15 protein-coding genes are annotated in these 18,716 nt (G+C 53.2%); 5 read left to right on the top strand and 10 right to left on the bottom strand.

What is annotated here, in order from left to right; genetic code table 11:
• Positions 1–74: 74 nt before the first annotated feature.
• The 3 genes from MW898_RS08380 to MW898_RS08370 all read left to right on the top strand — a co-directional run bounded on the left by MW898_RS08380 (position 75) and on the right by MW898_RS08370 (position 2,060).
• Positions 75–419, top strand: a complete 345-nt coding sequence (locus MW898_RS08380; protein WP_248906198.1) for a hypothetical protein — start codon at positions 75–77, stop codon at positions 417–419.
• Between the two features lie 192 nt (positions 420–611).
• The gene (gene lipP1, locus MW898_RS08375; protein WP_248906196.1) at positions 612–1,559 is read left to right on the top strand and encodes a LipP1 family hormone-sensitive lipase; all 948 of its coding nucleotides are present in this window, start codon (positions 612–614) and stop codon (positions 1,557–1,559) included.
• 99 nt (positions 1,560–1,658) lie between these two features.
• The gene (locus tag MW898_RS08370) at positions 1,659–2,060 is read left to right on the top strand and encodes a VOC family protein (RefSeq protein WP_248906195.1); all 402 of its coding nucleotides are present in this window, start codon (positions 1,659–1,661) and stop codon (positions 2,058–2,060) included.
• Between the two features lie 70 nt (positions 2,061–2,130).
• Here MW898_RS08370 and MW898_RS08365 read toward each other — a convergent pair whose 3' ends face one another.
• From MW898_RS08365 to xacF, 4 genes are all read right to left on the bottom strand, one after another.
• Positions 2,131–3,330, bottom strand: a complete 1,200-nt coding sequence (locus tag MW898_RS08365) for an MFS transporter (RefSeq protein WP_248906193.1) — start codon at positions 3,328–3,330, stop codon at positions 2,131–2,133.
• A gap of 95 nt (positions 3,331–3,425) precedes the next feature.
• Positions 3,426–4,637 (bottom strand): molybdopterin molybdotransferase MoeA, encoded by a 1,212-nt coding sequence (locus MW898_RS08360; RefSeq protein WP_248906191.1) that lies wholly within the window; start codon positions 4,635–4,637, stop codon positions 3,426–3,428.
• Positions 4,638–4,783: 146 nt separating this feature from the next.
• Positions 4,784–5,419, bottom strand: a complete 636-nt coding sequence (locus MW898_RS08355) for a hypothetical protein (protein WP_248906189.1) — start codon at positions 5,417–5,419, stop codon at positions 4,784–4,786.
• Positions 5,420–6,646: 1,227 nt separating this feature from the next.
• The gene (gene xacF, locus MW898_RS08350) at positions 6,647–8,095 is read right to left on the bottom strand and encodes a 2,5-dioxovalerate dehydrogenase (protein WP_248906186.1); all 1,449 of its coding nucleotides are present in this window, start codon (positions 8,093–8,095) and stop codon (positions 6,647–6,649) included.
• 272 nt (positions 8,096–8,367) lie between these two features.
• Between xacF and MW898_RS08345 the strand changes: the two genes are divergently transcribed.
• Complete coding sequence (locus MW898_RS08345) at positions 8,368–9,552, top strand: iron-containing alcohol dehydrogenase family protein (protein ID WP_248906184.1); 1,185 nt, start codon at positions 8,368–8,370, stop codon at positions 9,550–9,552.
• A gap of 25 nt (positions 9,553–9,577) precedes the next feature.
• Here the strand turns inward: MW898_RS08345 and MW898_RS08340 are convergent, their stop codons facing one another.
• The 6 genes from MW898_RS08340 to MW898_RS08315 form a co-directional block, all read right to left on the bottom strand.
• The gene (locus tag MW898_RS08340; RefSeq protein WP_248906182.1) at positions 9,578–11,023 is read right to left on the bottom strand and encodes an MATE family efflux transporter; all 1,446 of its coding nucleotides are present in this window, start codon (positions 11,021–11,023) and stop codon (positions 9,578–9,580) included.
• An 814-nt stretch (positions 11,024–11,837) separates the two neighbouring features.
• Positions 11,838–12,875: a Gfo/Idh/MocA family protein gene (locus MW898_RS08335; RefSeq protein WP_248906180.1), complete on the bottom strand. Its 1,038-nt coding sequence runs from the start codon at positions 12,873–12,875 to the stop codon at positions 11,838–11,840.
• Positions 12,872–14,023, bottom strand: coding sequence for an ABC transporter ATP-binding protein (locus tag MW898_RS08330; RefSeq protein WP_248906178.1), 1,152 nt, complete (start codon positions 14,021–14,023; stop codon positions 12,872–12,874). The genes MW898_RS08335 and MW898_RS08330 overlap by 4 nt, the downstream gene beginning before the upstream one ends.
• 109 nt (positions 14,024–14,132) lie before the next feature.
• Complete coding sequence (locus MW898_RS08325) at positions 14,133–14,993, bottom strand: carbohydrate ABC transporter permease (protein ID WP_248906176.1); 861 nt, start codon at positions 14,991–14,993, stop codon at positions 14,133–14,135.
• Between the two features lies 1 nt (position 14,994).
• Positions 14,995–15,942, bottom strand: coding sequence for a carbohydrate ABC transporter permease (locus tag MW898_RS08320; protein WP_248906174.1), 948 nt, complete (start codon positions 15,940–15,942; stop codon positions 14,995–14,997).
• Positions 15,943–16,008: 66 nt separating this feature from the next.
• Entirely contained in the window at positions 16,009–17,334 is a 1,326-nt protein-coding gene (locus MW898_RS08315) for an extracellular solute-binding protein (protein ID WP_248906172.1), read from the bottom strand.
• Positions 17,335–17,529: 195 nt separating this feature from the next.
• On the opposite strand from MW898_RS08315, the gene MW898_RS08310 reads away from it, so the two are divergent.
• On the top strand, positions 17,530–18,633 hold the full coding sequence (locus MW898_RS08310) for a TrmB family transcriptional regulator (RefSeq protein ID WP_248906170.1): 1,104 nt from the start codon (positions 17,530–17,532) through the stop codon (positions 18,631–18,633).
• Positions 18,634–18,716 lie beyond the last annotated feature (83 nt).

Here is an 18,716-nt window from a genome sequence, read left to right as displayed (position 1 = left end):
TCGGAGTAAATTGGTTACTATGTGAATCGCGATTAACAACATTCAAATCACTGGGGTGTGAGGTACTATGTACCATGATAGGTCATCTCGAAGACCGCGTCGATATGCTAGATCGACACATGCAAGTATTACAGCTAGTAGTCGCTCACGAGCCAATCGGAATCATGCGACTATCGGATGCATCGGGCTATCCCAAGCACAAGGTTCGCTACTCGCTCCGCATCCTCGAAGAAGAAGGACTCATCGAGCCGACGGCCACTGGTGCGATCACAACGGACCAAACGAGTGAGTTTGTTACCGAGATCGACGAGCGACTCGATGCAGCCGCGGAACTGCTCGATACACTACCCGTTGAGCACACGAACGAGTCACAACCGACCAGCGAAAACGACGAATCGCCACCGGTCCTCTCGAATTAATACCTCACTCCGCAGTTCGTGTGAGCGAAGTTAGGACAGGGGCTGCGAGCGCACCGTCCAGTTCGTGTGCTAGTTATTCGCGCATCTATTTTGGACACTAACCAGTTCAGTCATCACGCGGGTTGTTGGGTCATTTGCTTTCGCGGGGCGTAGAGCTATAACCGCTTGCAGCGTTTGGTCGGATGATGTGAAATGAGGGCAACGGTACCACACCCCAATGTGAACGCAGTACTCGAAGAACGGAAAGATGCGGGGATTCCACGGTTCAGTACGCTTTCTGTCGACGGGGCTCGGAAACTTTTAGCAGAGCTGTGGGCACCACCGAAGAATCCCGAACCTGTTGGATCGGTACGGGACATTACGATCGACGGTCCTGCTGGTGGTATCCCAATCAGGATCTATACACCGGATGGATCAGCACCGTTCCCAGTTCTCGTGTACGCTCACGGTGGTGGCTGGGTAATGGGTGGTATCGATGTTGACGACGGGATCTGTCGAGCATTAACAAACGCAGCTCGGTGTGTGGTCGTCTCGGTCGGGTATCGCCACGCACCCGAACATCCGTTTCCAGCACCCGTCGAAGACTGTTACTGTGCGACGAAATGGGTTGTCGAACATTCTGGCGTCGTTCACGGGGATCCCGATCGTGTGGCGATCGGTGGCGAGAGTGCGGGCGGGAATCTGGCAGCTGCAGTCGCGCAAGTTGCTCGTGATTGTGCCGAACCCGACGTGGCGTATCAGGTGCTCGTCACCCCGATTCTCGATTACTCGTTCGATACGCCATCGTACGAAGAGGATCCTGAGCAGCTCGTGATCACAAAAGCAGATGAAGAGTGGGTGTGGGACCACTATCTTGAGAGTGACCTCGATGGCAACAATCCGTACGCCTCGCCCCTGCGGGCGCGCGATCTGCGTGGGCTCCCTCCCGCGACGATCGTGACCTGTGGCTTCGACGTGCTGCGTGATGAAGGAGTCGAGTACGCAAAGCGCCTCGATGAAGCCACAGTTGACGTCACCCACCGACATCACGATGATCTCGTCCATGGATTCCTCGGTATGCTTGACGACCCCGAACTGAGACAGGCACGAGAGGCTATTGCTGAGATTGCAAGCGACCTTCAGCAGTCGTTTTCCGGATGAATTCTTGGTCAACGGAAAATTGGAAGCAATCACTTTCGCCCCGCTAGGCGCATCTCTTTATCAACTACAGCCGTTGATATGAGTGGAATTAGATATAGTATGAATACGAACGTTAAAGCGACAGACTTCATTTTTCAGACCGTCGCCGATCTTAGCGTGTCAGTTCCATTCTACCGTGATACGCTCGGATTAGAGCTGGAGATGCTAAATGAGGAGTCTAGCTGGGCAGAGTTTGCGCTGCCACCGACGACCCTTGCACTCGGAGAAGCCAATCCCCACTTCCCGGTTACTCCAGGAGCAGGCGGTACTGGCGTTGCAATGGCCGTTGATGATGTCGAAGCCGCTGTCGAAGAGCTTCGAGATGAAGGAATGGATGTCGTACTGGAACTGCAGGAGTTTCCGACCTGTGATATGGCGATGATTGCCGATCCTGACGATCATCCGATTGTGCTTCATAGGCGAAGCGATGGAACTCACGGTCGAGCAAATCCATCTCTGTGAGTGTGCTGCTTTCACGGAGCGTCGACCAACAGGTACTGAATGGGTCGTGACTACCGAATTTCGTGTTCGTTCACGACGAGTCGAGCGCAACTGACGCGAGGATGCCTGCGACGACCGCGAGTGCTGCAGCAATGTAAAACGTCTGTGACCAACCGAGAGAAAGAACAAGAACACTCGTTGCCGTTCCACCGAAGATGCCGCCCCACAGCTTCGCCGTCAGCAGCACCGCGTAGTTCTCTGATGCGTATCGCTGGCCGTAGTACTGGCTTGTGAGTCCTGGCATAATGGCGAATGATGGGCTTCGGAAAAACATCGTGACCCCCGCAAGGGCGACGAATAACCATTCGAACGCCAGCTGGCCAACGACAACAGTCGCGGCGAGAGAAAGCCCACAGATGACGAGCGAGCCAGCGAGCGTTCGTTTGTGGCCGATACGATCTGATACGCTCCCGAGGACGACGACGCCGGTTGCCTGTCCCAATGCGACGAGTGATGCCGCAGCCGTCGCTGCCGCCGTGGGAAGCCCGAGCTGACCCGCGTACGCCACTACCTTCTCAAGGAGCATGAGTCCGACACCGTTTACGACGACAAAGATGAGATACAGCACCCAGAACTGTCGCGTCCGGAGCATGCTGCGCCACGTCACTGCGGACTCATCGACAGCCGAACGTGTTGGTGTCTCCTCTTGGACAGGGCTATCGCCGTCTGGATCTCTAATGATGGCAGCGCCGATGAGTGAGGCAATTCCCGCTGCCAGCGCTAACACCAGTAGCGTCGAGGTGAACGCAGTTTCAGCGCCCCGCTGAATGACCGGAATCAGGACAAAACTCGTCCCACTAAACGCCATACTCACTGCACCCGTCGCCATTCCACGCCGATTGACGAACCACTGTGAGGGGGTGTTCACAGCGATATCGTACGCAATTCCAACGCCTGCGCCACCCAATGCGAACCACAGGTACAACACGGGTACCGTCGGCATGAGAGCAGCCCCAGCGAATCCGGCTGTAAGCAAAACGGAACCAGCGAGGAGCGGGACGTGCGGTCCGTGACGATCACGAATCCAGCCCGCCGGAAATGCGGCCAGCGTCTGAGAGACGATCATCACCGAAAAGACTGTCCCAAGTACGGTTTCGGACGCACCAGCTTGCACGCCTATAGGAGCGCGAATGACTGACCACGCGAATTGATACGTACCTGCTGCCCCGACGATAACGACGGCAGCACCAACGTACAGCCACCGGGATGAACGGAAGCGATTTATATCCATGTTTGGTCAGTGTTCGAATTATACGACAACGATCGGGATATAGACCGGGGGAACCGTAGCTTCTGTTGTCATCAGCACTGCAGTTGTTGTGGGATCTACTCGACAACTTCGTAGGGAACGACCGGAACTATCTCACCTTTCTTCACAGAATTGTTAGTGATGAGAAAGCCATCAGCCCGTGTTGCCCGCGTCGATGCCGAGAGCACGCTCGGGTCGAACGTCATCTCGTAGATCGAAAGCGGTGAGTCGACGTGTCCGAGCGGTGTTGCAGTCTCACCCGAGAGCAGCACTGGAATCGCGTACTCGAAATCCTCTGAACCGATATTGACACTGTCAGTCATCTCTGCGTGTACTGTCGGGAGGGTCGTTTCCCCCGTGAAGAATGGGCGCACGATGAGTGTCATGATCGTGTGCGCACCAATTGGCTTTCCTGGGACGGCAATAGCCGTTGCGTTGGGGAGTTCAGCGAGTGCGATTGGTTTTCCTGGACGAACGCGTGTGCGGTGGAAAATGACCCTTCCCAGCGATTCGAGCGCACGGACGACGTAGTCTTTCTCACCAACGCTGGTCCCGCCGGTCGTCATCACGACATCAAACGCTTTGGAAAGCTCTGCGATCCGCGCTTCGATGCGGTCATACTCATCTGGAACTGTTCCCACATACGTTGTTTTGTGCCCCCACGACTGGACGAGTTCGGCAACCATCGGTGAGTCGAGGTCAGTGATGCGGTCTTCGTGAATCTCGGTACCAGTTGCAAGCAGCGCTACCGAGAGTGGCTTGTGGACCGCAACTGTTTCAATTCCGAGATCGCGGAGGAGTGTTGCATCCTTCGCTGAGAGGCGCTCGTGCGCTTCGAAGAGTGTCTCACCAGCGGTGACGTTACTCGCACGCTCGTAAATGAAGGTCCCCGGTTCGAGAGTAACTCCATCGAGCCGACCATCTTCGATGGTTGCCGCCTCTTTTTTGAGGACAGCATTGGCACGCTCTGGAATCGGCGCACCAGTTGCAGTACGGATGGCCTGTCCCTCTTCGAGCGCCAACGGCTCGCTTTCCGGGAACACGCCTGTATCAACGATATCGAGCGGATAATCGTCGCTCGTGTTGAGAGCGTATCCGTCCATCGTCGCGTAATCGAACGCTGGAACATCTCGCTCGGCATCGATTCTTTGCGCGAGTACACGCCCATTGATACCCTCGCCAAGCGCGACTGTTTCCGTTGACCGATCGGTAAGCAGCGTTTGACGCACGGTCAACATGTGCTCGACAGCTTTTCCCCGTCGAAGCATACCATCGTGATTGTGTTCCATGATCGTATATGTATGGACATCAGATATATCGTTTGTGAACATCTATAAAATCGACTGCAGTGATGAAGATAGCAAAGTATCAGATATAGAATGTAGATGGGTTTCATCCATCGAAATTACGGACTATACTGATGATACGGTGCTGTCTATGAATATGAAATACTGTCATCGATGACACACCGACAGCTGTGTATTCCAACGACCAGTAGTACGGATCCAACGATAGCGGTTGTGATATGTTCGGCTGCTGGCGGGACAGCAAGTGCTGACCGAAACGCGACGACTGCTGCGATCACGTAGACTGTCTGCATGAACACAACAGCAATCCCCCCTCGCTTGTACTGACCGGCGACGACGTACGCTGTGCCGACTGCAGCTGTCTCAACAACCGTGTGTGCCGTGAGAAAAAGTGCCGCGATTAATCCGACAACCCCTCCAGCGACGTAGGCAGCTGCGAGAACTACTCCTTCCATGAGCTGATGAAGTGTGAGTGCTACAGCGGTCGATGTGGCCTCCGTCGGCGTAACGTGTGTGTCGTCGTGAACTGGGAGTAACATGGCGATCGATCCTCCCACGACAACACTCAGTCCGGAGAGGATGGGCTGTGAGGTCATCATTGGGAGGAGAACTAGTAGTGAGATTCCAATGAGAAGAATGCCAACCGAACCGGCCACGTGTGTCTTAATTCGATTTACATAGGAATGATAGAAGATCACAGCGAATCCCCCACACGCCCCGATAGTGGCCGAGCCGAAAACGACAACAGGGAATTTCAGACCCACTACGTCACCGGTAGAGACGTGAGCTCCCACATTGATTGGAACTACTAATATGACTCCGATTAGTGAGAGACAGATTAATAGCTCACGTAGTCGCTCTCTCATTCACTCCGATTACATTCCTATCAAAAATAAATTTTTATATTATTGCATTACATGATTCTTTGGGAGTCTTTTTATAGATACAATCCCGTGTCATCTCCTTCATCAATCGATCAGTCTCGACCCCTCTACTCTACATCGAGGACACTGAGCCTCAGTGTACATTCTATTGGCGCTAATTTTATTATTCATCGATTAGGGCAAAGCGCATACATACGATGATTGCCATAATTACTATCATCTGCATAAACTAGTGCTGAGATAGATTAACGTCTATAAGCAGATAACAATTGCTCTTTCCTGATAACTAACTGTTATCTGTTTTCAACAGTGTGTTAATCTAATAACCAATCCCGGATTTCAATTACAATTAATAACCGGATTAGAATAGTAGACTGGTGTTCACTACGTATCATAAACTTGTCAAACTCTTGATTTGCGAATCTGGAAACAAGAGTCTGATGTGGCTTGTCGAAGGGACTCTCCACAGCTGACCAGTCTCGTCAGCGGTGTGTATCTCTCCGCGTACAGCGTCGTGCCGTATAGTGAGTCCCGTGGACCACGGGTGGCACGGCTACAACTCAGATCCGGCAGTGATCGTTCGCCCGGTCGATGCATATCGCAGACAAAATCGTCGCAGTGTGTCGAATATGGTCGAGCACTGCAGTTACTGAACGGAAATCGTAGTGGATAGTTTTTCGCGTCGAAGCGTCGCTTCAAAGCGGAATCCGGTTCTCACCGCAGCTGATTGTTACAATAGTACGACTGTAATGATGGGATGTCGACATAACGGATTCTGACAACTAATAGTTGATCCAATCCATAGACTGTTTCGTTATTTCTGTATGATATAAACCACTAACGGATAGATTACTACATTTCAATGATTGTCATCGTCTGCATTTCTCCTTTGGCGACGTATTGTTCTTTAAAACAGAACAGTGTTTAGAATACCTTGGGTGTAGTTCTGTAAACGAATAAAGACGGTCTAGATTATAACAAAGTTGGTTGAGCTATCACTCCTTTCAGATCGTGATCGACAGCAGTGTTGTCTGAACTGCTGTCGTCCAATAGAGAATTGAAACGGTAAAAAAAGATCTGTGTTCGGAATTCGGAACCGAATCAGACTCAGAAGTTGTCGTAAATTGTCTTCTCGATGGTGTAAAAGTCGAGTCCTGCATCGCCCTGTTCGCGCCAGGTCTCCGAGGAGGACTGCTTGAACCCGCCGAACGGGACGTGCAGCTCTAGTCCCGTCGTCTTCGCGTTGACTTTCACGACACCTGCCTCTGATTCGGTGAGGAATCGCTCGGCTTCTGTGTGATCCTGCGTCACGATGCTCGCCGAGAGACCATACTCAACGTCGTTGGCGACTGCAACTGCTTCGTCGAAGTCGTTCACTTCGGTGACTGCCAGTACTGGCCCGAAGATCTCTTCCTGAGCAATACGGAAATCACGGCCGACGTCGGTGAACACCGTCGGTTCGACAAAGTAGCCGTCGTCAAAGCGGTCTCCGTCAGGTTGCCCGCCCCCTGTCGTGAGGGTCGCGCCCTCGTTTTTGCCGACATCGATGTATTCGAGCGTTCCGTCGAGCTCGGATTCACTGACCTGCGGGCCCATCTCGTACTGATCACCGGGGCCGATCTCAATGCTTGCTGCCCGTTCGGTGACTGCTTCGACGAACTCGTCGTAGACCGATTCGTGGACGATGGCGCGAGAACAGGCGGTACACGCCTGTCCGGTGACGCCGAAGGCACCCGCCGCCACGATGGCTGCTGCTTTTTCGACGTCGGCGGATGCGGAGACGACTGTCGGGTTTTTCCCACCAAGTTCAGTTTGGACGCGCTTGCCATCCGCTGTCGCCGCGTCGTACACCATATGACCAACCTGACCGCTTCCGGTGAAGGAGACAGCGTCGACATCATCGTGGCTAATGATGGCATCGCCGACTTCGCTCCCCGGTCCAGTGACGATGTTTGCGACCCCATCAGGGAGACCGGCGTCATCGAGTGCCTCGAAAATGGCAACAGCGACTCCGGGCGCGATCGATGCTGGATTGAGAACGAGTGTATTACCAGCAGCGAGTGCAGGTGCGATCTTCCACGCCGGAATAGCGATCGGATAGTTCCACGGCGTGATGAGGGCGGCGACACCGACCGGGACGTTCTTGGTGTATAAGTTCGTCCGTTCTGCGCTGGCAGATTTGACGGTGCCTCCCATATCGCGCGTCTTCTCGGCGTAGTAATAGAAGATGTCGATCGCGCGCTGTACCTCTCCACCAGCCTCGGCGTGCGTCTTTCCTTCCTCTCGTGTAAGGAGTTCGGTCAGCTCCTGTTTGCGATCATCGAGGTTGGCTGCCGTCTGTCGTAAGATTGCCCCTCGCTCGGGCGCGGGCGTCGATGCCCACTCATCGCTGGCAGCCGAAGCCGCTTCGACAGCTTCGTTTGCGTCCTCCGCGCTCGATTGCTGGTACTGCCCAACGGTTTCGCTCGGCGAGGCAGGATTGACCGTCTCAACCGTCTCCCCCGTGAGCGTTTCCGTCCACGTACCATCAACGTAGTTTTGATAATGTTCAGCCACACGAGGAGTGTCGTTGTATAGGTATACGGATCTTACGGTTCCACCAGAAAATTCGGCTTGGTCTCGTGCCTCGGTTTCGATGAATCTTGGCTCGCGTTTGCTGATCTGTCGTCTGTTTCGAGATTCAAAAGCTAGCTTTGTTCTCTCCATCTGAGCGACCGATCTGTGTTTCAAAATCGAGACCTCGGTCGCTGTCTGTGTGCCCATTAATTCGCCACTTCCGGAAGTAGTACGAACGGCAGTTTTTTGTGTGCTCCCGATCCCTTTGAGCCATGTTCAATGGACTGGGTTCTATCGATGATACTTTCTCTATCAAAAGTCCGAACGACATCCGATACGGGATGGGTGCGACAGATGAACTCAAAAGATTCGCCGCACGCCACGGGATCGAGTCGGCACTCATTGTCACAGACGCCGATATCGCCGATGCAGGAGCCACAGCTCCTGTTTGTGATGCGCTATCGGCGGCAAGCGTCGATATCCATGTCTTCGATGGAGTAACACCGGAGCCGAAGCTTCGTTTGGCCGAGCAAGCCACAGAAGCACTATCGAAGGTCGACGCTGATCTCGTTGTGGGTATCGGTGGGGGAAGCTGTCTGGACACCGCGAAACTCGCGTCGGTACTCATCGAGCACGATACTCCGATTCGTGAGATGCTGGGAATGGACAACGTTCCGGGGCCGGGACGCCCAACCGTGCTCGTTCCGACGACAGCGGGGACCGGGAGCGAAGTCACTCATATCGGCGTTTTTGCCGATGAAGATGACGGTAACAACAAGAAGGTGGTCTACTCCGAACACCTCTTTTGTGATCTCGCACTCGTCGATCCAACGCTGACTCGATCGCTGCCGCCCGCAATCGCCGCAGCGACCGGGATGGACGCGCTGAGCCACGCCATCGAAAGCTACGTTTCGACGCTCCGGACGCCAATGACTGACGTGTTGGCACGTCGGGCGATCGAACTGATTGGCGAGAACTTACGGCAGGCAGTCCACCAAGGAGCGCACAACGACGAGGCCCGCTACCGGATGAGCCTTGCAGCGACGATGGCGGGACAGGCGTTCGTCAATTCAGGGCTCGGGGCAGTTCACGCGCTCACGTATCCACTCGGTGTCGAGTACGGAATCGGCCACGGGCGGGCCAATGCCGTCCTGCTCCCTCACGTGATGCGGTATAACGTGCTCGCAGAGCCGGACCGTCTCGCAGACATCGCACACTTACTCGGCAGCACCGATCAGACAACGCTCGAACAGGCTCGCGGTGCGGCAGACGCCGTCGCCGCACTCAATGATGATATGGGTATCCCGAATCAGCTCCGGGAACTTGGTGATATCGACGAGAGCGAGTTCGAGGCGTTCGCTGACGTGGCGTTCGAATACTCACAACACAATATTGATCGTAACCCTCGTTCGATGAGTCGACAGGACGCGGTTGAACTGTTCGAAAACGCCTACTGAACAACAATCAGCCGCGAGGACAGAATCAGTCGTCGGAAACGCTGCTGTTCACCCGATAACTGCGGCTGACTTCTTTCCACTTGTTCGTCGAAAAGCGGTAGTAGTTGAGCGCTGCTGGGACCGCCGTTTCAGCAATGAACGCGAGATACAGCCCGTCGAGCCCGAGCGACGTCGTCGCACCAAGATACGTGAGCGGGATCGAACAGCAGAACATCCCGAACGCTTGGCTGTAGAACGGCCAGCGCGTGTCGCCGCTGGCGTCGAGTGGCCCTGCAGCTCCACCAGAGACACCTTGTAACACGACGGCAACGCAGGCGACCGAAACGAGCGAAACAGCGACTCCAACGGACGGATCGGTTGGACTGCTGACGAACGAAACGACGATTGGCTCGGCAAATAGGAAGACGACCGCTGCTGAAACAAGATACACTGCGACCGCAAATCGGATGATTTCGTGCCCGTACGCTTCCGCAGTGCCTTCGTCACCGGCTCCAAGCTTTTGCCCGACGAGACTGCTAGCAGCAAGCCCGAATCCCCACCCTGGTGTGTTCATCAGTCCCCAGATGCGACGAGCGATGACGAACGCGGCAACGACATCGCTCCCGAATATGGCGACGATTGCGAGCATCGGAAACTCAGCGACCGTCCACACGAGGCTTCGTCCTACGACGGGCGTTCCGATCTCGACCAGCTGCTTGATGATTTCGAGATTGATGTACGTACCAAACGGATCGATCTGCACCGGGAACGCACCGATACCAGGGAGTCGGCCCGCAACGAGCGCGACCACGAATATTCCTGTCACGAGCACATTCGAGAGGACGGTACCCATCGCTGCGCCAGTGACACCGAGATCGAAGCCAAAGATCAAAACCGCGTTGAACGCGATATTAGCGATAGCGCCACCCGATCGGAGGACCATCGGTGTCCACGCGTCGTCGATCCCAATAAAGACGCGACTTCCGATGAGATTCAACGCTGCAAATGGAATGCCGAGCGAGACAATTTGGAGATACGTCGATCCGAATCGGACCACTTCGGGATCGCTGCTCAGAATCGAGATCAATTCGACTGAGAACAGACTGAAGAAGGCTGTGATCGGGATCGTGATGACGACGACGATGATAGCACTAGAGCGGACCGCTTGCCCGAGATCCCTGAATTCTTTAGCGCCAAACCGTTGTGAGACAAGAGCAATTGTCCCTGCGGCAATTCCCCCACCAACCGCAAACGCGAATCCCCAATACGGACCAGCAAATCCGACTCCTGCGATGGCAGTCGAACCGAGGGCAATGCCAACCATCGCTACGTCGACCGCGTTTTTAGACATCCGAGCAATACCCGTGACAATACGTGGCCACGCTAATTTCGTGGTCCGACGGGCACGCTCACGGCTGAGGAGGTCGATGCGGACGAGAGCAAGTCCTATGTACAGCACTACAAGTCGTATGGGATTCGGAACACGTGACACAAGTAACGATTCAATGTACTCCGCGATTGTGTATATACCTTCGCTCTCCGGTAGGAACACCCTATTTGTGAGTGATAGATATGGATGAAGTGAACAGATCTCAGGCGAATTGCTATACCACACCAATATATTGATTCAAAATTCACTACTCGGTTTCGATATCGTACAATTCTCAATTACAGCGCTTCTACCGTGGTTTATCGACGGATTCGTCCAGTGAACGACTGATGGAGGTCGATTCGTTGTCTCCTTTGAGCTCGAAGAACCGATCGAACGAACCATCACCACCGACAACACAACACCTCATCCACGTTTTTAGAAAAATACTCATCGATTGATTAAAATATTCGTACGTAATAAATTGGATGAGGATGTGTGCGAAAGACAATCGAACGGACTCGTCCAGCCTATTCTGTCATTTCACCAAAACTGCGGTATCAGTCCTACCCGGCGACAGTAGCGGCAGATCTTGGATAAAACAGATGGGAGATTTCAGAGCGAGTCGAGGATGCTTGTGCGGTCATTTCAGTTGGTTCGTAATTGAGCTGGTTGAGACGTCGTCTCCCAAAGAGATCGGTACGTGTCGGTACAACTACTTCTATCGGTGATTGATGTCTGAATATCGTTGCTCTGTCATCGACAGTGGATACGTTCGATCGTTTCAAAAACGTGATTAGACGGCAGATCAGAACCGACTACACATTCATTCTAGCGGTTTGATTAGTGAGGCCACCCCGACGTGATGAACCAGGCACCGCGATAATCCTGAGCTCAGAACGTCCAACACCTCTCAAGAACAAACGCAGAATCAGTGCTAGTCTGTTGCAGGGGTGGCTGTTTCGAGATACTGCGCAACACCGACCGTTGTTCCCGTTCGGTACGCATCATACGCCGCTTCTGTGAGAGCAACCACGATCTGTCCGTACGAGCCTGGAACAGTCGGCTCGTGTTCTCCGCGGACGGCTTCGATGAAGTCGGTGAGCTTGTAGCGAAGCAACGTTTTGAAATCCGTGGCTCCATCGACTGTGATCTCCTCAGGAGCTGTGTCACGCCGCGTGATGGTCAGTGTATCACGCGTGTACGTCAGTCGTCCCTCCGTTCCCCAGATAACCAGCCCCTCGTACGTCGAGGGGTCCTCCGTTCCGTCAGCGGTCACGAGAACACTTCCAGTGACTGGGTTTCCATCACGCTCCAATGACAGTGTGAGCGCACTGGTCACGTCCACATCGTGCTCACGAGTGTCCATCATCGCCCCGACAGCGACCGGAGTCGTTCCAGTCGTCCACAGCAGCGTGTCGAGGAGATGCGATCCGGAGTCGTACAGCTGGCCACCGCCCGAGAGGCTGGGATTCGTTCGCCACGCGTTTTCGAATTTCCGGATCCAATGCTGACCCATATAACAGTTGAGGCTGTGCACTCGACCGATCTGTCCTGATTCAATTCGTCGTTTGATCTCCTTATACACTGGATGATAGTGACGCTGGTATCCAACAACGAGAACGCATCCCTGTCGATCGGCTGTTTTAACGAGCGTTTGCGCGTGGGTGACATCCGTGACGAGCGGCTTTTCGATGAAGAGATGCAATTCCCGTTCGAGACACGCCATTGCCTGTTCGTAATGAAGCGTGTGTGGGGTGACGATTGAGGCTGCGTCGAGTTCATCGCCGTGTGCTTCGAGCAGTTGCTCGTGAGTTTCGTAAGCAGGTGCGTCGAACCGACTCTCGAACCGTTCTCTCTTGCCTTTCTCGATGTCAGCTCCCGCGGTGATATCGACGTCTGGGATCTCTTCGTAAATTTCGAGTTCGTGCTCTCCGAGCGTTCCGAGACCGATCGCTGCCAGACGGATCGTCACGCTACTTCACCTCCGGAAACGTCGGCTACTGTCGGAATCGTGGTGCTGTGTCGCTCGCAGTTGTACAGCGCCTTTCCGGTCTGAGTATCGAAAAGATGAATCTTGGCTTGAGGAACGTGAAGCCATATTTCGGTCTCGGTTTCGACATCGTACTCACCCGCTATCGCCGCGGTGACCTCCGTTCCATGCAGATCGAGATGGAGGAAGTTCTGATCGCCCATTGGTTCGACGACTTCAACTGTTCCTCTGAATGTGTTCTGACCGCCTTCTTCGACGATTTCGATGTCTTCCGGTCGAATGCCGAGCGTCACGACAGTCCCGTCGTCGATGGATTCGTCGTACTGAGTTGAAAGCGTGTAGTCGATGGTTTCGCCAACGAGCGATGTCCCCATCAGTTCGAATTCGAAGAAATTCATTGACGGTTCGCCAATGAAATTCGCGACGAAGAGATTCTCCGGCTCGTAGTAACATTCGAGTGGTGTTCCGACCTGTTGCAGTGTGCCATCATTGAGAACGGCGATCCGATCACCCATCGTCATTGCTTCTGTCTGATCGTGTGTCACATAAACCGTCGTAACCCCGAGTTCTGACTGTAGTTGTTGGATCTCGGTCCGCATCTGCGTTCGGAGCTTCGCGTCGAGATTCGACAGCGGTTCATCCATTAAGAATACTTCGGGCTCTCGGATGATCGCTCGTCCGAGTGCGACGCGCTGTTGTTGCCCGCCAGAGAGTTCCTTTGGCTTGTCCGTAAGTAACTCCTCGATGCTGAGTGTTTGTGCTGCATCGATAACCCTGCTGTGTCGCTCTTCTTTTGAAATATCTGTTGTCATTTTCAGCCCAAATGCCATGTTCTGTCGGGCGGTCATGTGTGGATACAGCGCGTAGTTCTGGAACACCATCGCAATGTTTCGCTCCTCGGGTGTCGTCCCTGTCACGTCGGTGTCTCCGAATCTGATTTCACCCTCACTGATCGTTTCGAGACCTGCAATACAGCGAAGCGTTGTGGATTTCCCACAGCCAGAGGGTCCAACGAGGACGAGAAATTCCCCGTCTTCGAGTTCGATGCTGAGATTCTCGACAGCGATCAGCTCGCTGTTCGATCCTGTACGATACCGCTTGGTCAACTCCGTGATTTCTACTGTCGACATCTGTGGGTTCCAGCATTCGAATACTGGACGTTATTACCGTCGTTCATGTGCGTTTCTGCGATTGGCTTCGGAGAGGAAGGCGAGTGTTCGAACGGGTGGACGAGTGTGTTCATCCTTTGACTGCCCCCTCGACGAGTCCTTTAACGAAGTATCGCTGTAGCGCGATGAACATCACCAACAGCGGGAGCATGGCGATGATACTCGCTGCGGAGATGACGCGCCAGTCTGTGCTATACTGTCCCTGAAACGAGAAGAGGCCAATTGAGACAGTGTAGAGCCGATTGCTATCGAGAACCGTGAATGCCATCACGAATTCAGCCCACGCGAATACGAAGTTGAAAATCGCAACGACAGCAATTCCCGGTGCCATCGATGGGAGCAAGACGTAAAGAAGGGTTTGCAACCGATTACAGCCATCAACGCGAGCTGCTTCGTCCAATCCGTCTGGAATCGTATCGAAGTAGCTCTTGAGGAGCCAGATCGAGAACGGAACTTGCAGCCCGATATAGAGGAGAATGAGTCCGAGATGGGTATCCAGTAGTTGCAGCTGGTTCATCAGATTGTAGAGCGGAATGACGATGACGACCGGCGAGATCATCTGAAACAACAGTACTGAGAAGAGCAGCGGCTTTTTTCCTCGAAAATCGAACCGAGAGAATGCGTACGCTGCTGGCAGCGTTACGATAATGATTCCAATGACTTCGAGCACAGCGATTTTCACCGAATTGAGTATCCACGTCACCATCGATGAATCCTGTAACACCTCAGCGTATGGGTCGAGGGTGATCTCTTGCGGAATGAACTGCACGGGATACGAAATCACTGATCCATCAATCCGAAGACTCATCGAGAGCACCCAGAGCACCGGGAACAGGAAAAATACGCCTGCGAGCACATAGATCGCGTACGTTACCACAGTGTACACAGAGAGTGTGCGGGAAATCGAATCGATTCGGTGCTGTACGCTCATTTTAGAACTCCTCCTCGTCGATGAATAGGCGCATGTAGATCGCAGTCATCACGATGTTCACAACGAGCATCATCACTGCGACTGCAGCGGCTTGACCGATATCGAACCGTTCGAATCCTTCGAAGTACATGAACAGCGCCAGAACTTCCGTCGCGTGCCCCGGTCCACCGCCTGTCAGGCTCATTATCATGTCGAAGGTGTTCAGCGTGTAGATCGTGATCAACACGAGATTGATGAATACGACTGATTTTATCTGCGGGAGCGTCACGTACCGAAACCGTTGTAACGCCCGTGCACCGTCGACCCGTGCTGCGTCGTAGAGATGTGTGGGTACCTGCTGCAGTCCAGCGTACAGCATGATCATCGAGAACGCTGTTCCACGCCACGTATTTGCCGTAATCGTTGACACGAGGGCCATCTGTGGATCAGAGAGAAATGATACGACGTCGAATCCCAACTGGAGCAACATGAAATTGACAACGCCGTAGTTCGCCTCGATGAGCATGATCTTCCAGAGGATCCCGATAACGATCCCCGGAATCACCCACGCAGAGAGGACAGCAACACGAGTCGAAACGCTTCCGTATAGCTTCTCTCTGACGCCGTAATCGATGGCAAGTGCGAGAATCATCCCGAGGACGATCTGGAGGACAACGCTTGCCACGACGAAAATGACCGTGATCCTCGCCATTGTCCAGAACGATGGCGACGAAAGGATCTGCATGTATGATTCGACGCCGACGTACTCTGCTCCCAGTTCTGTGAGTTTCATGTTCGTGAAACTCATCCGAACCGCTTCGAAGAGTGGATACAACCGAAAGAGAAGGAGAAATAGGATCGCCGGTGCGATCCACGTGAGCGGCGTCTCTTGGAATCGCTCGAATGAGCCAGTAACGGAGGCCACAGCATTGTGAACGCTATCCGGTAGCCGTTCGGTACTCACAGACACAGTGTATCACCCGCCGTCAGCTTCCATGCGTTTGTAGAGCGATGGATTATGAGCATGGCTTCGGATTCAACCCTCGTATTCAGCGTTCACGTTCTTGATCATCGTATTGACTGCCGCCTTTGGCGAGGCCTGTCCGGTGAGAACTTTTCCAACAGCAGTCTGCCACTCCGAGGAAATCGTGAGATAAATCGGAACGCCGGGCCGAGCACGACCGTCCGTCAGCAGTTTCTTGTACTTCTGCATGTACGGGTCATCTGAGAAGAACTTCGTCTCCTCGAACACCGACTTCCGAGTTGGAAGGAATCCACCTGCCTTACACAGATTCGCCATATTCGTCTTTTTCGCGAACAGTCCCGCGTAGTCGACCGCTGCACTGCGTTTCGTTTCGTCCTGAGAAAACACACCGACCGTCCATCCACCTGTGCCGGTCGATGCGATATCCGGTTTGCGCTGTGGGATTTTCGCAACCTTCCATTTCTTCCACTCCTCTTTGCTATCGACCTGTTGTTTGATGGTCGATATTTGCCAGTTTCCACCAAGGAACATTGCCGTCTGTCCATTGAGAGCGGCTTCCCGGAGTCGACCGTAATCGGTGATGTTCACGACTCGTTGGGGCGTGACACCGGAATCGACCGTCCGTTTGAAAAACTTGAACACGCTGAGCAGTGCACGCTTATTCGCCGGTGTATCGAGTACGGGTTTTCCCTCATCATTGACGAGATTACCTCCCTGTGCCCAGTACATCGCCAAATTGTCGAACGTGGTGGCTTCCCACTTCCCGCCGTTGTACATGTAGCCGGCCATGTTCTCGTTTCCCTTGATATCTTTCCCGACTTGAATGAGCTCATCCCACGTTTTTGGCGGGTTTCCACCGTTGTACTTATCAATAAGGTCTTGGCGGTAGTAGAGGGCTCGACAATCAGTGTTCTTCCAAACAGCTCTCCAACTTCCGTTTTGATGAACAATATCTTTGACGAACGGGTACCAGTCGTCCGGTTTCTCGATCACTCTGTCCATTGGTTGGAGCGAGTCCGTGAAATCGGGAACCCAGAATGAATCAACTTGCGCCGATGTAGGGGCGTTTCCTTTCGCCACGGCTTGGAGCAGTTTCGTCTTCATCTGTTCTAAATTCGTTTTATACTGTAGGTCCATCGCAACTCGCGGGTGGTCCTTTGCCCACGTTTCAAACAGTTGCTCGTACACCTTCGCAACCTCGGGATTTTCATCCTGTTTGTGAGATGCGTCCGGAAGCAACCAATGAACAGATGTGGCTTTTACGTTCTTCGACCCAACACGATTCGTTGTCACTAATTTTCCCGACTCTGTCCCTGTCGAGTTGGTGTTTCCCCCGAGACAGCCAGCGAGTCCTCCAAGGAGGGCGCTGGCACCCATAGCAGATACTTTGAGTACTGTCCGTCGTGTAGTTTCATTTCTTCCGAAATTACGTACCATGATGTTTGATCACAGTTCTCTTTTATTGATTAATACTTATACTTTTTGGTCATGTATACATTGCAATAGTGAATGAGTATCGTAGCCACTGTAATAGTAATCCATATACATCTATTTCTACTATCTGCGTACACGATGGACGTAGATGTCGTCAGGAAATCACTTCAAAACGCTGGCTTCTCACAGTATGAAGCGTTAGTGTACGTCGCTTTGGTACGACGCGGAGCTGCCTCTGCAGTAACGGTTGCTGAAGAAAGTGGTGTGCCGAAATCTCGTGTCTACGATGTTCTCCGTGATCTCGAAGCCGAAGATCTCATCGAGACATACAAACAGGATAGCCTTCATGCGCGTGCGCTCTCCCCGGATTCGATTATTGCAGCGCTTCGAGAGCAAGCGAACTCCTTCTCCGAAGCAGCGGACGAACTTCGAGACATGTGGGAGGCGTCTGATCTTGATGACCATGATTTGACCATCGTCAAGCGATTTGAGACGGTCGTCGAACGCACGAAATCGCTCATCCGAACAGCCGAAAACGAGATCCAACTGGCGGGGACAACAGCGCAATACGACGAGCTACGGCCTGTCCTCCACGAGGCGTATGGTCGTGGTGTGTTCATCAAACTCTCTTTGTACCGTCCCGAAGGGAGCCGATCAACTATCGACACGGAGTTCGAATTCGAGAATACGGCAAGCGAAGTTTGTTCACGGGACCTTCCAACTCCGTTCGTTGCGTTAATTGACCGATCCCAAACGTGCTTTGCACCACAGCGCGGATCGGGGTATGAATTTGGTATTCTTGCGACCAATCGTCCACTCACGTACGTCTTCCATTGGTACTATCAGACCTCTCTGTGGGATAACTGGGATGTCGTGTACTCTACACGAGGAAGTTCCCCACCGATTACATACGTGAATATTCGTCAATGCGTCGTCGACATCGCGCCGCTCTATCACGAGGGGGTAATCATCGAGGTACGTGCAGAGGTGTCTGACACTGAAAGCGGTGATGTGCACGCAATTTCAGGCCGAGTGGTTGATCTTGTGTACACTCGCTCAAGAAGCGCTAATATTTATCCTGCCTTATCGGATATCTCCGGGCAGGTGTCGATATTCATAGATGACGGTGACAGAACGCATAGTTTGGGTGGCTGGTACGCGAAAGTTGAGGATTTCGAACTACGTCGTTTGACGATCGAATCGATAGAAATGGGTGCCACTGACGATGGATCGTCTGATTAGTGTGTGCGTGAACCGATATTGGAACGAGTTGGTTTTCCTTCGGGAAATGCTTTGCCTCCTGTTTATGACACTATGTATCAGTC

It is taken from the genome of Halocatena marina, assembly GCF_023276375.1.
Classification (GTDB): Archaea; Halobacteriota; Halobacteria; order Halobacteriales; family Haloarculaceae; genus Halocatena; species Halocatena marina.
The sequence above is the reverse complement of the archived record's forward strand: the minus strand, read 5'-3'. Positions and strand labels throughout refer to the sequence as shown.